This is a genomic window from Bacteroidota bacterium, assembly GCA_039714315.1.
Lineage (GTDB): Bacteria > Bacteroidota > Bacteroidia > Flavobacteriales > JADGDT01 > JADGDT01.
Window position 1 is genome coordinate 1 of the sequence record JBDLJM010000071.1, and the last position, 16,234, is coordinate 16,234.

Consider the following 16,234-nt stretch of genomic DNA (forward strand, 5'->3'; position numbering starts at 1 on the left):
GCGAAAATAGCCGAGTTACAATTGATGAAACTTGCCGGGCTGTTTATGCAGGAAGTGCAATAGTAAAAGTTTAGACGTTAAAATATTAAAGCTGTTTCAAAAGGTGTTAATGACTGGGTTTTATACCTTTTGAAACGGCTTCTTTTTTTTATTCTCCGAATCCCAATACCCCCATGCTTTTATCCACATGTACCAGTATAGGCATATTCATAGAGAATTTGCTCGCCGGAATTTGTTATGTTTAGTAAAAGCTTATCCCCGCTTACCTGTAATTTACTGATGTCAAAGGTCATTTCTTTGATAATAACCGCATCACAAACTTCTTCGTTTTTCAGAGATAGTCTTAATCTTCTTTGTATAGGGTATGATTCCATTATTTCTTCGGAGTCAATAAGTTTTACCTCCCAGCTGCTACCGTCGCATCCGCTTGACTCAAAAGTAATTTTCAGGCAATCATCAATAATTTTTAAATTGATTATCGTTAATTGATCATCTGGCGCTGTACTGTATAGTTCTTCGCTAATAATAACCTCCTTATCACAATTCAAGGTTATATCATCATCCTTGTCGCAGGATGCTAAAAACATGCTAAAAAGAATTATTCCGAATAGTTTATATAAAGTTCTCATGGCACGAACGTTTTAAACCAAAAGTTTACGGTTTTATTTATTGTCAAATTTACGGAAAAAACGTGATTTTTGGTAGCTTTAGGGACTGTCTTTACAGGTTATTCACCTAATTTAATCAATATTTTCTCAATTAATAATTTGCCAATTGAATATCATATTTATTCTGCTTTTCTATTCATGAACTCTATTTAAATTCTTCAAATAGACAGGCGTATTTATATTATTTTGTTTACTGGCTAAATCATAAGCTTTTTGGTAGTTTTCTTGTGCCAGTTTAAGTTGTTTATTATTCTCGTATGCCTCTCCCAAACTGTCGTATACATTTGGTGATAGAGGGTAGCGTTTTACATTTTCGATAAAAATCTCTATCGCATTATCTATGTCGTTGTGTTGTAGGTGGTTGTACCCTAACGTATTTATAATGTTTTCCGGAGTTTCTAATTCTAAACCATATTTGTTTGAAACAAGTTTGTAATGTTTGTCAATTGCAGCTAAACCTTGTTTAAACGTTTCCTGATTTATTTGCCAGTCGGAGAATATGAATTTTAAGCCATTAAAAACACTTATGTATGGAATTGATATATGGTTCTCATCTTCCATTTTAACATATTTATAATCAATAGTCTTGTTCGATTTTTTATTAACTAAGTCAGAGAACTCTGCTAAGGCCTGATAATATTTCGGTTCATTGCCAACTGTCACGTAAAAAAACTTTTGATTGTCATATTTTGATTTTAAAGAGTTTTTAGCCTCTTTTACAAGGTAACTATCAGCGAAGTGAATATATGGGCTGATAGCAATATATGCATCAAAAACTTCCGGTTTTGTCAGCAATGAATAGGTTGTAAATGTTCCGCCAAATGAATGTCCGATAATGACAGAAAAATCTGAAGTCTTATAATTTTTGTCAACATGCTTTGTTAATTCCTCAGAAACAAAATTTAAAAAATTTTCAGCCCCTCCTGAGGTTGGTAGTCTTACATCATGAACCGGTGAAAAATCTTTGGTTCTGTCAATATTATGAACGGAAACAATAATGGTTTGTGGAATAATTCTCCGCCTTGACAGAAAGTCTACAGCTCCATATACATGTTGAAAATTAGCTTTCCCATCCAGTAAGTATATTACCGGGTATTTCTGAGATGTCTCTCCATAACCATCCGGAAGCTTTATTGTAATAATTCTTTTTTCATTAAGAATTTTCGATTCTATAGTTTCTTCTATCCCATTAACTATATCATTCTTTGTTTGAGCAAAAGAGCTGTCAACAGATAGTAATATTAGAATAATAAATAACCCTGTAATCTTATTTATAGTTTTACTTAAATGAAAATTTTTCATAACATACTTGTTTTAAACAAGTAAAGTTAGGTAATAAGTTTTGTCTATTGTGTTAACGAAAACTATAAAGGATACTCCTTTTTGTTAAAGTTTGCATAAAAAATTGCTGAGCTAAAACTTCTGAAACTTTGTTTCACTCATTTCGGTCTAAATGACGTTTGTAATTACAGTTTTTAGCTTTTTGCCACACTACATCGCATCAATATATTCTTCTAAAAATTCAACCAATTTTTTAACGGCTCGACCTCTGTGACTGATTTTTCCCTTCTCTTCAGAGTCCATTTCTGCAAAAGTAGTTTCATAACCTTTAGGACGGAAGATAGGGTCGTAGCCAAAACCGCCTTCACCGTATTTTTCTGTAGTAATTTCTCCTTCTACGCTACCTTCAAAAAAATATTCCATACCATCAATCTTTAAAGAAATAACAGTCCGGAATTGAGCATTTCGGTCTTCCTTGCCTTCCATTTCTGCAAGCATCTTATTTACATTATCATCATAGGTAACATTTTCACCGGCGTATCTTGCAGCGTAAACACCCGGAGCTCCACCCAGGGCATCAACTTCCAATCCTGTATCGTCCGCAAAACAGTCGTATCCGTAATTTTCTAAAACATGTGCTGTTTTTTGTGCTGCGTTACCTTCAAGTGTATCCGAAGTTTCGGGAATATCTTCTAAACATCCAATTTCTTTTAGTGTTACCAGTTCAATACTTTCCGGCAGTAATTCTCTTATTTCGGTGAATTTATTTTTGTTGTTTGTGGCTATTACTATTCGCATATTTTATCTTTATTGTTAACTTATTAATTTTGATTTAATGATTTTAGTGTTGTATTCTTCGTTTAATATATTATTTAACTTACTCATTACTACATAGCCCATCATCATACTAAATATCAATAATGAATAATACGGTACACCACCACCCACTAATTCACTAAATGAAGCATTAAAATTAGGATAGTATATCATAAATATAACAGATAGTGAGTTATTAAGAAAGTGTACTAAAATTGAAGGAGTCAATGACTTTGTTTTATAATATAAATATCCTAGCAGCAACCCACTTATAAATCCGGCAATAAACTGCCATGGGTTGAGGTGAATAAATCCGAAAAATATAGCCGAAGCAATTATGGCTTTATTTGGGGTGTAATTTTGTAAATATCCTCTCAATACCAATCCTCTTACAAGAATTTCTTCAAGCAGGGGTGCAAAAATTGCAATCATGATAATATTTGGAACAGACAGGTTGAAAGCTTTTTCAAATAGCTCTATGGCCCAGTCGGGCATTGGAATAAGCGAAGCAAAGAAATCTACCCACAGCATCATTATTAAACTGATTATAATAATATACAGGTATTTCCCCGGTTTACCCAAAGAGAAATTCAGGATATTGGTTTTACTTTCCGTTCCCTTTTCAATATCAGACTTTTCTTTTTTTATTATTATCCAATATACCAGATATATTGTAGCTATCATTGGAATCGCATATCCCAGTGCCGCTGCTATATTTTTGTCCAGCCATTCCTGTGTATTGCCAAAAAATATAATAGGGGCGCCCAGCAAAAAAGTAAATACAAGCAATATCAGAAATATTAATACGCTATGAGTTATTGTGGAAAATTTTCTCTTATTCATGGTGGTACGGTTCGTTTCTTAATATAGTAAATGCTCTATACACTTGTTCGGTAATAAAAAGCCTTACCATCTGATGAGAGAATGTCATTTGTGATAATGATATTTTACCCTGTGCCTTGTTGTAAACTTCTTTTGAAAAACCATAGGGACCTCCGATCACGAAAATAACCTGTTTTACCCCGCTATTCATGTGTTTTTGTAAATATTTGGAGAAGTCGACAGATGAAAATTCTTTTCCTTTCTCATCCAATAGAATTAATCTGTCAGAGGGGCTTGTTTTGGCTAAAATCAATTCGCCTTCCTTCGATTTTTGTTGATCTACGGATAATTTTTTTACATTTTTTATATCAGGAATAATATCAATTTCGAAAGAGATATAATGCTTTAAACGATTAGTGTATTCGTCAATTAATGATTGAATACGCGAATCATCAGTTTTACCTACGACTAGTAATTTAATTTTCAAAATATGCTATTTTTTTGAAAGGCAAATATATATATTTGTAAGGAGAGGTGTCTAGTTTTGAATATAATAATCGAAAAAATAAGTCTTATGGCAACGGAAAATAGAGATTTAAGAAATCAGGCCTTAGAATCTTTAAAAGGGAATTGGGTAATCGCAATAGTAACTTTTTTAATTGTATTCATCCTTACGGGTGGTGCCGGTGGTATAGAAGAGGGTAAAGGCGGGATAATTTCTGTTATTATTGCAGGACCATTGGCAGTAGGTGTTGCCACTTTTTCACTTGCGCTTTCCCGTGGGCAAAAAGCTGATATAGAGATGGTCTTTGTTGGTTTTAAGAACTTTGTAAATGCTTTAATAGCGTATTTGCTGGTTGTGATATTTACGTTTGGATGGCTCTTATTATTGATTGTTCCGGGTATTATAAAAGCAATCTCCTATTCTATGACATTTTTTATTATGGCCGAAGATGATTCTATTAAACCAATGGACGCTATAGATAAAAGTATGGCAATGATGGACGGTTATAAGATGAAATATTTTTTATTAAGCCTTTTGTTTCTTGTGTTTATACTTCTTAGCGCAATACTGTTATTTATCCCATTATTGTGGCTTGTGCCGTATATGCATGTTACCTATGCTAAGTTTTATGATGATATTAAATATAATCCGGCAATGATTGAATAATAGATTTTTTTAATGTAGAACATAATAAAACCTTTGTATTGAATTGTTTTAATTCGTGTATAGTTTTTTTAATTTTATTGATACTTTTGTAGGCCTTAAAAAATAGAAGAGGATGAACTTAGAGCAAGAATTAGATATAATAATCAAGAACGCAATTAGAGAAGATGTAGGAGACGGGGATCATTCATCGCTTTCGAGCGTTCCTGAAGATGCTGTTGGAAGAGCTAAACTTTTAGTAAAGGAAGACGGTGTTTTGGCGGGAGTTGAAGCTGCAAAAAAAGTTTTTGATTATGTTGATTCTAATTTGAACGTTGAAACATTTATTGAAGATGGTGCGACCGTAAAAGTTGGCGATGTTGTATTTCATGTAAATGGCTCTTCTTTGTCTATTCTTAAAGCTGAAAGATTAGTATTAAATATAATGCAGCGCATGAGTGCTGTTGCAACTAAAACAGCATATTACGTAGATATTGTTGAAGGATTAGGTACTAAAATACTCGATACCAGAAAGACCACACCCGGAATTAGGGCTCTTGAGAAATGGGCTGTAAAAATAGGGGGAGGCGAAAATCACCGTTTCGGACTTTATGATATGGTTATGTTGAAAGATAATCATATCGATTTTGCAGGCGGAATACCTCAGGCAATTCAGAAGACAAAAGCTTATCTGAAAGAAAACAATTTAGATTTAAAAATAGAGGTTGAAGCGCGTGATTTGGGAGAAGTTAAAGAAATAATGAGTGTTGGGGGAGTACATAGAATTATGCTAGATAATTTTACTTATGATGATACACGAACAGCAGTAAAGCTTATAGGTGATAAATACGAAACAGAATCTTCAGGAGGAATTACAGAAGAAACTTTGAGAAATTACGCTGAGTGTGGAGTAGATTATATCTCAGTTGGAGCTCTTACGCATTCTGTATCATCAATGGATCTCAGTTTAAAAGCATTTTGATACCATCCTACTGTAGGTAGGTTTATTTACTATTTAGTAGGTGTTAATACAAATACTTTTGCTATTTTAGTCTGACACCAAATAAATTCAAATTGTATTAATAATACATTTCTATGTCGTTTATAGATTATCTCACCAATTTAAGACCTATCCGTAAAGGATTAGTTTACCTTAAAAGATTGAAAATACCAGGATTTGAGGGCCTGTCTATCTATGATTTTATAGAACTGTATGTTATGGGTATAATTAAAGGAGCTCTTTCATCGAGAGCCGGCTCTATTGCCTTTAGTTTCTTCATGGCAGTTTTCCCTTTTACTCTGTTTTTGCTTACTCTTATACCTTATATTCCAATTGAAGGGTTTCAGGATTACCTGTTTACAACTTTAAAAGATGTTTTGCCTGCCGATACCTTTACAACTGTAGAGTTTACGATAAACGATATTATTAATATAAAGCATGGTAATCTGTTGTCTGTCGGTTTTATAATGGCAGCAATATTTGCAACTAACGGTATCAATGCTGTTATTTCCGGTCTTACATATTCCTATCACGATTTAGAGTTACGATCCATTGTTAGTCAGTATATAGTATCTTTCTCTTTGACTTTTATGTTGACTGTATTGTTTATCCTTTCTGTCGGAATTATTATCGTAACAGAACTTATTCTAAATAACTTTACTGAAATAGAACTTATTAAGAATTATATTCCTATACTTATTGAGATAGGCAGGTATTTAATTTTAGCGGTATTGTTGTTCTTTTCTGTATCTCTGATATTTTACTATGGACCAAAATCAAATCAGCATTGGAAATTTATTTCTCCGGGAGCTTTTTTAACTACCATACTTATTGTTGTAATATCTTATTTATTTGGACTTTATGTTACAAATTTTGGACAATACAACAAGCTTTATGGGTCCATTGGTACACTACTGGTAATTATGTTGTGGATTTATCTAAATTCAATTGTATTATTGATTGGTTTTGACCTTAACGCGAGTATCTGGAATTTGAAGCAACAGGCTAAGTTAAGAGCGCTGAGACGAAAGAAATAATACCATCATATCTTGTATTGAATGGTGTATTCTGTATTATTGTTTTTTTGTCCGCGCAGAACGTGGAAGTCTTTAGTCTCTGAAACAAGTTCAGAGTAAACTTTTATCTTTAGTCTTTCCTGCCTGACTGAGTCATGCAGGCGGGTATCTTTGGTCTTTAATCTTTTTTCTTAAACTATGCTCATATCAGAAATTATAAATCCCGAAATCAGAAGTAAAATTGCCTGGTATCCCAGTTCAGGGTTGGATTTTCGTGATTTGTTAGTTCTTGGGCAAAAAGAGTTTGTGTTTGATAAAGATGTCTTTGCGAATGAATTGTTTGAGTTTGAATTTCTCCCCGATTTATTTATTCATACTGATAAAGCTTACAATTCGGATAATTGGCCTTTACCTGAGTCAGGTGTTATTTTCAAGGATGATGAATCTGAATATACTATTCTGAATAGTGAAGATGTATATTCTGATGCAGAAGAAGTTTTAGGAAAGTTTTTGTCAATAAAATTAAAGCATAAGTTATTGAAATCAGAAATCAGACAGGAGGTTTTATTTCTGTTTTCCGATAATATGGATTTTTTCAAAAAATTTGTTCTCAAACGAAATATTGGAATAGATTTTTTAATTAATATTCGTGATGGTGCATCAGAAAACGGTGGGGCAGATTATTCGTTGAAGATGCTGGAATTTTTTCTGGGAAAAATGAATACCGGATATCTTATTAGTGATAATTTTGGCAGGTCACCATACGACATGTCTGAGTTAGATGACAGTCAATTGCTGTTAGAAGCTTATTATTCAAAAGAGAATAAACCGGTAGTCTTACAAGGACTAAAAGAGTGGAGCTGGAGCGAATTTGGAACTTTCCGTGGAGATGCTTTTTTGATTAAGATACATCATTTAGGTAATGGTAGTATCCGGTTTTGAGATTGAGTGATGGAGTGATGATTTGCGGTAGGGATAGGAGTGGCATCCTTTTTCTGTTAGGTCACTGAGCGGAGCAGAAGTGAACTGACAGAAAAAGATACAACGGATAGCCCGCCCGACCGCCCAAATAATTATTTATAAATACAAAAAAATCCCTGCTATTATTTTTTGTAAATTCGATGCCAAACAAATATATATAAGCATTGAAATTCTTTTTTACATACATAGTATTTTTTCTAGCATTAAATCTACAGTCTCAAAGCAAGTATGCTGTTGAGTTAGTTGATAAATCGAGTGACAGGGTAGAGGATTACATCCAACATCCTGAAGAAATGCTTTCGCAAAGATCAATTGACAGACGTATAGATCAAAACATTCATCTTGATTCTAAAGATGTACCTATCGATCCTTTGTTGATACAAGAATGTATTAATACCGGTGCAGAAGTTTTATCTTCATCAAAATGGCTGAACATTCTTTACGTTAGTGCGGGAGAGGAACAGAGAGCTCAATTAGAAAAGCTTTCGTTTGTAAAGAGTGTAACTGCACTTCAGGAGTCAGTTATGTCGAAAGCTGTAGAAGATCAGGCATATTTACCGGCAAAAAAGAGTAGTTCTATATACGGTCTGAGTGATGATTTTATTAAGCAAATAAGGGTAGATTACCTGCACGATAAAGGATATACAGGAAAAAATATACAAATAGCTGTTTTTGACACAGGTTTTCCGGGAGTGGATATTTTGGAAGAGTTTAAAGAAGTAGGGGTAAAGGGAAGCTATAATTTTGTTGAAGGTGCAACAGATGTGTATAAAAATAATTATCACGGAACTATGGTATTGAGTACTATGGGAGTTAATAAGCCCGGTACATATGTAGGATCTGCTTATGAGGCTGATTACTGGTTGTTTACAACTGAGGATATTAACAGTGAAACGCCATTAGAAGAATTTAACTGGATAGAAGCTGCGGAGTATGCCGATAGTGTAGGAGCAGATGTTATTAATTCGTCGGTAGGATATTATGATTATGAATCACCTTATATCTCTTATGCCTATGAAGATATGGATGGGAAAACTACTCATATTTCAAAGGGAGCGACTATAGCCGCAAGTAGAGGGATTCTGGTTGTTGTAAGTGCCGGTAATGAAGGAAATAAAGACTGGAATTATATTGTTACTCCATCCGATGCTGTGGATGTTTTAGCCGTAGGGGCTGTTGATAAATACGGCATTGCGGCACCCTTTACTTCATACGGACCCAGTTCTGATGGAAGAATAAAACCTGACATTTCTGCCATGGGTGTTTCTGTACCTGTTTTTAATGAATATGGAGAGATAAAAACCTTAAACGGAACATCATTTTCATCGCCAATTACAGCGGGTAGTTTAGCTTGTTTGCGGCAGGCTTTTCCGGGTGCATCGGTAAAAGCCATTATAGAAGTACTTCATTCAACTGCAAGTTTGGACGGTAATACAGATGATCGCCTAGGTTATGGTATAGCTAATTTTGAGCAGGCTTATTTAGAACTGGAAAAGTCACTTAGTCAGGTTGAAGATGAATTAATCGGTTTGAAGATATTACCTAACCCGGTTAAGGAAATTTTAAAAGTAAGGGGGCTTGATGATAAAAAATATATCTATTCTATATGTGATAGTTCGGGTAGGATGGTGTTATCGGGTTCTGATAATTTAAATAATGGAATTGATTTATCAATTCTGAAAAAAGGCTATTATCAATTAATTATTCTAAACGGGAATACAAAGATCAACCTTGGTTTTATTAAATAACTTCATTATGAATAATAGAATAACAGAACTTTTTGGAATAAAATATCCTATTATTCAGGGGGGGATGATTTGGGTTTCCGGATGGAAGTTAGCCTCGGCTGTAAGTAATGCAGGAGGTCTTGGCTTAATAGGTGCAGGGTCGATGTATCCTGATGTATTGAGAGAACACATACAAAAATGCAATAAAGCCACTGACAGACCTTTTGGTGTAAATGTTCCTATGTTGTATCCGAATATTGAAGAAATAATGGATATAATTATTGAAGAAGGTGTAAAAATAGTTTTTACATCTGCAGGAAATCCCAAAACATGGACTTCAAAATTAAAGAGTGAAGGTATTACTGTGGTCCATGTAGTTTCGAACCTAAAGTTTGCTTTAAAAGCCCAGGAAGCAGGTGTTGATGCAATAGTAGCAGAAGGGTTTGAAGCAGGAGGGCACAATGGTAGGGAAGAGACTACTACTTTAGTATTGATACCAACCCTGAGAGATAAAATAGAAATTCCGTTGATTGCAGCGGGAGGAATTTCAACAGGTAAGTCGATGTTGGCAGCAATGGCAATTGGAGCGGATGGTGTTCAAATAGGATCCAGATTTGTAGCGACAAAAGAATCTTCGGCACACGAAAGTTTTAAGAATGAAATTATAAAAGCAGGCGATGGGGAAACTTATCTTACTTTAAAAGAACTGGCCCCGGTGAGGCTGCTAAAGAATAAGTTTTTTAACAGGCTTGTGGAAGCCTACGAATCGGGTGCAGGAAGAAAAGAGTTAGTAGATCTCCTGGGAAGATCAAGAGCCAAAAAAGGGATGTTTGAAGGCGATTTAGATGAAGGAGAACTGGAGATAGGGCAGGTTTCAGCTCTGATAAATGAAATTAGTTCGGCCGAAGAGGTAATAATTGAAATTGTTGAAGGTTATAACCGTGCACTAGACAGAATAAAGAATTTATAGAATTATATCTTCGGTGTTGTCAAAAAAACTTAATACTACTTCGATATTATTCATTTTGGATTTTTATTGGTATGAGGTATTAATTTAGTTGGTGATGCAGCTACTTTTACCAAATTAAGGGTAAGAACCTTTACTATGGCTTTGCGGTATCTGAAATGGGGGTCGTTTATATCTCCTTTCATTGGAATATCGAAATATATCCTGTTATTTCGATCATTGGCTACCTTAATTGCTGTTCTTAAACGGACCTCATTTTTAGCTTCAATATCTTTTCTTTTTTTGCCTACTTCCATGTTGAAGGCTTCAATAATTATTCTGCTTTTCAAAAAGTCGTTTTCAATGTTATTTGTCAAAGTCAGGTTTATTTTACCGCTTTCAATCGGGTAGGCAAAATAGTTAAGAGTGTAAGGAGATAAGTTTTTTGCATTTACATTTTTAACATAAACGTCGTAATCACCATTAGGCATATTGTCGGGATCCGTACTTATTTCAGAATCAATGCTGCCACCTTCAGGTCCTGATGATGAAAATTCTGCGTTTAATTTTCTTCCACTTGCAATACTGTCGGCCTTAATTTTAATATTCGACAGCGTGAAGTTGAAATCTTCCGGATTTAACGAGTAGTCATCAAACTTTAAAGAGGAATTTTCAACCAGGAAGTGTTTAATACTCCAATTGATCTTGTTGTTTTCAGATGTATCAGCAGTATCATTTTTTGCAGCAGTTTTTTCTTCATCACTATTAATCAATAACCTGTCGAGGTTAGTCGACTTTTCATAAATCTGGTAGCTTACAGTAAGATTATCAAAGTATATTGAGTCTATCGGAATAGTCATATCTTTTAAATTTATTGTATCAGTATTTACCTTAAATTTTTCAAGAGATAAAAATTCCAATTGCTTATTATCGGTAAGTTTTAGGGAGTCCATGCCAAGCTCTCCTGTGATTTTTGGTTTTGAAGGAGTATTAGTGTTTCCTTTGATCAAGAGATTAGCAAATAAGTTACCTTCAACGGAGGAAAGATTTATATATGGTGAAGTGTACTGGTAGAATCTGCTAAGCTTAAGCTTTTTTATATCGATATTCAGCTTGTAGTTTCCTGTTTGTTTTAAATAAGAAAGCTTTGTTTTGATGTCACTGCCTTTTTCTATACTTATTTCCAATTCTGTTTCAACAGTATCGTTTAACTCAAAATGAGGCATTATAATGTTGATGTTCTTAATGTTGTGGCTAATATTTTTATCGTAATTATTGAAAAGTATTTCACCTGAAGATATTTTAAAATCTTTCAAAACAAATTTATATGCTTCTTTATTGTTACTTTGGATAGTATCTTTTACTGTTGTAGAGTCAGCGGCTGCAAGTGAACTGAAATTATACTCGTTTTTTTTCGTGAAGAGGCTTATAAAAGGGTTTGAGATATGTAATTTTTCAATGTGAATTTTGCGTGAAAACAGATCCGAAACAGCGATATTTATCTCGAGTTTATCGAAGCTTACAAAAGTGGATGAATCGTCTTCTTCTAACAGGTTTAACCCCGAAATTTCAGCATTCCCGTTAAATATATTGAGATCGATATCATCAATATATACCTTTCTGCCAATTAATTCTTTACCGTTTTTATTGATGTATGTTTCGGCAATATATGGAGCAGAAAATATCGCTATTGCAAGTAATACAATTATAAATACCGTTATTTTAACAGCTGTTTTCATTGTTAACTTTAATATATCGCGATAATAGTTATTAAAGTTATAAATAAATATATCAAAATTGATGCTTTTTTACACTCTTTAGGGTAAAGGGTAATAAAAAAGCATCATAATGAACAACAGTCAAGTTTTTCTGACATATACTTAATCTTCCATCGAGTACTTCAATGCAAAATAAGGATTACCCAAAATTCGCTTATCAATATATTTTGGCAATACTTCAAAATTTATCGAATCGGTTTTAGTCAGGTAGCTTTTTATATTGTTAATTCTTCTTTTATTAAGTTTTGTGTATATATCCTCAATTTTTGATTTAGTAATTAGCAGGCTACACATTTTTTCATTGCTTAAGCTATCTTGTGGAATATTTAATTTATTTGATAAATATTTATTAAAACCTACATTATCCATATCAATATCCTCAATAAGAGCATAATCAGGACTTGTTAATTTCGAAAATAATGTATCGTTATTGTATAGTTTTTTCAGATAAAAATGTGACTTAGCTCTTGTTACAGTAAGTTTTTCTTTTTCATCTTCTGTGTCTACATATAACTGAATATCTGCTTTTAAAGGAGTCTTTTCTTTTAACAGTTTAGCTATTATGTCGAGTTGGGTAGTTTGCGAAGGCCCCAGCTCATACTGCAATTCATCATATTTAATTGTTTTTATTTCATCTTCATCAACACCTAAGCCCTTTGCTAAAATGTTAAAAGGTGAAACAGCTACTTTTACCATTAAATTTGTGAATATTTTAATCAGTGTTTTTCCGTATTTAAAATCCGGATCATCAAGGTCACCTTCCATCGGGATATCGAAATTGATACGGTTGTTTTTATCGCGGATAATGACAAGAGCTGTTTTAAGTGGCACATTGTATTGCGGTTCTAAATCTTTTCTCTTGTCATCCAGTTTGGTAGCATAAGCATCAATTGTCATAATGCTGTTTATGTGATTATCTTTTACACTGTTTTTAATAGAAAAATCGTATTTGCCTTCCATAATCGGGTAGCCGAAATAGTATAAGCCATAAGGAGAGAAATCGTTTGCGGCTATATTCTTTAGGAAAAGATTAAACTGACCGTCGTTTATGTTTCCCGGATCTGTTGTTATATCGGCATTAAACTGTCCGCCACCGGGAGTACTTGACAGCATGGTGAATTTTACTCTATTGCCAAACTTAATATTCTCGCCTTTAATTTGAATTTCCGATAAAGTATAGTTGAATTCTTTAGGTTTGATTGAATAATCACTGAAATTTATTTTGGAATTATCGAAATTAAGATTGTTTACATGCCATTTTATTGAAGAGCCTTCTTCTGTTACGGTCGAATCTTCCATAGCATGAACTGTCTCTTGTGCTTGCTCATAGAATAACCTGTCAATATTCGTTATTTTATCATACTGATGGAATGTAATATCTGCCTGATCGATATATAATGAATCTATATTAATATCCATCGTTTTCAGGTTCAGCTTTTCTGCCTTTAGCTTTGCTTTAGCAATTGACAGGAAATCCAGGTTTTCATTATCAGTCATCTTTAGCGATTCGAGGCTGATTTCACCCTTGATTACCGGTTCTGTAGGGTTACTTGTATTTCCGGAAACATTAACTATAGCTGATAATTTTCCCTGTAAGTCGGAAAGTTTTATATGAGATTCCAGATATGGCAGAAATTCATTGAGGTTAAGGTTTCTCATATCGACATTCCAGTCAAAATCTCCCGTTTCACTAAGGTAGTTAATGCTGGTTTTAAAATTTCCTCCGTTTGCAAGGCTAAATTCCAAATCGGCATTGGTGTTTTTTTCTCCCCATGCTATACGGGGTAACTTTATGTCGAATTTGTTTATGTTGTGACTTATGCTGTCATCTAAATTAGTGTAAAGAACATCGCCCGAATTAATACTGATGTTATTTATAGAATATTTTATAAACGGATTCTCGTTTGAACTTGTAGAATCTATTGCCTGAGTTGAATCTGTTGCAGTTAGCGATTCGAAATTAAAGATATTATTTTGTGAAATTATATTAACTGTTGGGTTATCAATATCAAACTCTTCAATGTACAGTTCTCTTGTTAATATTTTATAAAGTGCAATGTTTATATGCAGTGTGTCAAACTTTGCAAATACGGTACTATCGTCTTCCTCGTACATCCTGAAATTTTCAATGTCCGATTTACCATTTATTATGTTGAAGTAGAATTTGTCTATTGAGATTTTTCTACCTGTAAGTTCTTTTCCATTTTTGTTTATGTAATATTTGGCATAAAATGGAGCTCCTATGGAAAAAAATGCAAATAATCCGATTAAAATCAGACCGCTGATAAATAGTATCTTTTTGTAATTCATCGTGTTGTGTTATTGTAGAGGAAAGGGTAAAAGTATAAGAATTACTGATTCTAAATAGTATTTTTCAAAAAAAAACGTTGATAGTTATCAACGTTTTTTTTTTGAGGTGATTGTTTTTAAATACTGTTAAATACAATTAAGTTGGCTTCTTCGTACTGTGGTCCCAGATTTTTGAGTAAATCACATATGATGAGATCATCTCCGTCAACAGCCAAAGCCGCATATCCGGTTTTGTTTCTTTTGCCTAATCTAAGGTCTATAATGTTGATGTTTTTCGATGCCAGGGCAGATAATAGTATCAATAAAACACCCGGGGCATTTTTGTGTTTAGTAACTATTATTTTTTTTGTCAGTGCCAGTTTTATTTCAACACCGTCAATTTCCAGAAGGTATTTACCTTCTTTGCGGTAGTAATTTGGCATTTCCAGATTTTCGCCATAAGTCAGTTTCTGAAAGATATCTGTATCAGTACCATTAATAAACTCTATAGCTTCTTTTACATTACCATTTTCGCCACTTATGTTCAGGAAAGCAACCGCTGTGCCGTCATTATTTGATTTTAGGCGTGCTGTTTCAATATTTATACCTTCCGAAGCAAGAGTGTTGAATAATGAAGAAATAACTCCCGGTTTATCGATGTGTTTAGAAAATAAACCTTTTACTTTTTGTTCATCCGGTTTGGGTGTTTCGTTAGTAATAGTAATAGATTTTCCGCCTTTTCTGATTCTAATGGCATTGAAATCGCCCATGCCGATAGAATTTTCGTAAATATCTAAGAACTGTTTAAAGTTGCCTCCAAATGAAAATTCAGGAATGACTTTTCTGTTTTTACCTGTCATTCTTTGGTTTAGAAGTTCAATCCCTTTATTTAGTATTGTATACTTTACCTTTAGTTCATGATCATCGAAAATTGTTCTTTTTTCCGGAATTAACTTCGAGAAACTTACATATTGTAGATAGCCCGCTTCGTGAACATATTTTAAACTGTCTTTATATCCCCAGCCGTAGTGTTTCACGTGGTGTGTGTCGGTACCTATACATATTGGAATATTCAGTGCTTTGGCTCTTTTAAGTATATTTAGCGAAGGGTAAACACCCACACCTTTCGCTTTACCGGCCATGTTGACATCCAGAGCCAAATTTTTGTCTGCTATAATTTCGAGCAGGGTTCTGAATTTATTTGCCAGAGGATGGGTACTGCTTTCAAAATTTAGCAGAACTTCCGGTACTTCAACATTGAGTTTTGGAAGATCGAGATGTCCAACTATCTGAATCATCTCACCTGAACACTCAATCATCTCCATTACTTCGTTGAGGTATCCGTTCCAATAATTTTCGATACCGCCACGGAGTTCTATTAACTTCTGTGCTTCTTCTTTTGAGCCGTCGTATGGCAGGCCTTCGGGAGCAAAATGCACCGATCCTATTACAAAGTCGGCATCAGTAGCCTGAAAGAGTTTAGATCTGTTCCATTGCAGTCCAAGGTCAGATCCCATCCATTCCAATTCTACTCCGTATTTAATATTTATTTTATCGCCAAATTTTTCTCTTAAAGAGGTGATTTTTTTAGGATAGTCCAGGTATGACTGATTACCTCTTATAAACTTAATATTTGTGTCAATTTCTGCATTATATCTGTATTTAGTCAGTCGGGGTGAATGAATTATGAAGGTAATACTCGGATGCTCCGCTTCAATGGCTTTTTCTACCATAATTTCCAAATCATCAACTCCGTGTTTTAC

The 16,234-nt window shown here is 33.9% G+C and carries 14 protein-coding genes; 6 read left to right on the forward strand and 8 right to left on the reverse strand.

Features of this window, described 5'->3' with window-relative positions; genetic code table 11:
* Window positions 1-179: 179 nt before the first annotated feature.
* The 5 genes from ABFR62_08430 to rlmH all read right to left on the reverse strand — a co-directional run bounded on the left by ABFR62_08430 (window position 180) and on the right by rlmH (window position 4,074).
* A complete protein-coding gene (locus ABFR62_08430) occupies window positions 180-629 on the reverse strand; it encodes a hypothetical protein (GenBank protein ID MEN8138446.1) in 450 nt (149 codons plus the stop codon).
* A gap of 171 nt (window positions 630-800) precedes the next feature.
* A complete protein-coding gene (locus tag ABFR62_08435; GenBank protein MEN8138447.1) occupies window positions 801-1,970 on the reverse strand; it encodes an alpha/beta hydrolase-fold protein in 1,170 nt (389 codons plus the stop codon).
* Between the two features lie 189 nt (window positions 1,971-2,159).
* A complete protein-coding gene (locus tag ABFR62_08440) occupies window positions 2,160-2,747 on the reverse strand; it encodes a non-canonical purine NTP diphosphatase (protein MEN8138448.1) in 588 nt (195 codons plus the stop codon).
* 15 nt (window positions 2,748-2,762) lie between these two features.
* Window positions 2,763-3,608 (reverse strand): type II CAAX endopeptidase family protein, encoded by an 846-nt coding sequence (locus ABFR62_08445; GenBank protein MEN8138449.1) that lies wholly within the window; start codon window positions 3,606-3,608, stop codon window positions 2,763-2,765.
* Entirely contained in the window at window positions 3,601-4,074 is a 474-nt protein-coding gene (rlmH, locus tag ABFR62_08450; GenBank protein MEN8138450.1) for a 23S rRNA (pseudouridine(1915)-N(3))-methyltransferase RlmH, read from the reverse strand. The genes ABFR62_08445 and rlmH overlap by 8 nt, the downstream gene beginning before the upstream one ends.
* A gap of 87 nt (window positions 4,075-4,161) precedes the next feature.
* Between rlmH and ABFR62_08455 the strand changes: the two genes are divergently transcribed.
* The 6 genes from ABFR62_08455 (at window position 4,162) to ABFR62_08480 (ending at window position 10,428) form a co-directional block, all read left to right on the forward strand.
* Window positions 4,162-4,758, forward strand: coding sequence for a DUF975 family protein (locus ABFR62_08455; protein ID MEN8138451.1), 597 nt, complete (start codon window positions 4,162-4,164; stop codon window positions 4,756-4,758).
* A 112-nt stretch (window positions 4,759-4,870) separates the two neighbouring features.
* Window positions 4,871-5,716 carry a carboxylating nicotinate-nucleotide diphosphorylase gene (nadC, locus tag ABFR62_08460; GenBank protein MEN8138452.1) on the forward strand — a complete coding sequence of 282 codons (846 nt, stop codon included), beginning with the start codon at window positions 4,871-4,873 and terminating at the stop codon, window positions 5,714-5,716.
* A 113-nt stretch (window positions 5,717-5,829) separates the two neighbouring features.
* Window positions 5,830-6,771: a YihY/virulence factor BrkB family protein gene (locus ABFR62_08465; protein MEN8138453.1), complete on the forward strand. Its 942-nt coding sequence runs from the start codon at window positions 5,830-5,832 to the stop codon at window positions 6,769-6,771.
* Between the two features lie 177 nt (window positions 6,772-6,948).
* On the forward strand, window positions 6,949-7,692 hold the full coding sequence (locus tag ABFR62_08470; protein MEN8138454.1) for a hypothetical protein: 744 nt from the start codon (window positions 6,949-6,951) through the stop codon (window positions 7,690-7,692).
* A gap of 203 nt (window positions 7,693-7,895) precedes the next feature.
* The gene (locus ABFR62_08475; protein ID MEN8138455.1) at window positions 7,896-9,479 is read left to right on the forward strand and encodes a S8 family serine peptidase; all 1,584 of its coding nucleotides are present in this window, start codon (window positions 7,896-7,898) and stop codon (window positions 9,477-9,479) included.
* Between the two features lie 7 nt (window positions 9,480-9,486).
* On the forward strand, window positions 9,487-10,428 hold the full coding sequence (locus ABFR62_08480; GenBank protein ID MEN8138456.1) for a nitronate monooxygenase: 942 nt from the start codon (window positions 9,487-9,489) through the stop codon (window positions 10,426-10,428).
* Between the two features lie 50 nt (window positions 10,429-10,478).
* Here ABFR62_08480 and ABFR62_08485 read toward each other — a convergent pair whose 3' ends face one another.
* From ABFR62_08485 to ABFR62_08495, 3 genes are all read right to left on the reverse strand, one after another.
* Window positions 10,479-12,143, reverse strand: coding sequence for a DUF748 domain-containing protein (locus ABFR62_08485; protein MEN8138457.1), 1,665 nt, complete (start codon window positions 12,141-12,143; stop codon window positions 10,479-10,481).
* 141 nt (window positions 12,144-12,284) lie between these two features.
* Complete coding sequence (locus ABFR62_08490; protein ID MEN8138458.1) at window positions 12,285-14,492, reverse strand: DUF748 domain-containing protein; 2,208 nt, start codon at window positions 14,490-14,492, stop codon at window positions 12,285-12,287.
* A gap of 116 nt (window positions 14,493-14,608) precedes the next feature.
* Window positions 14,609-16,234, reverse strand: a 1,626-nt coding sequence (locus ABFR62_08495) for a histidinol-phosphatase HisJ family protein (GenBank protein MEN8138459.1), incomplete at its 5' end; no start/stop codon positions are given.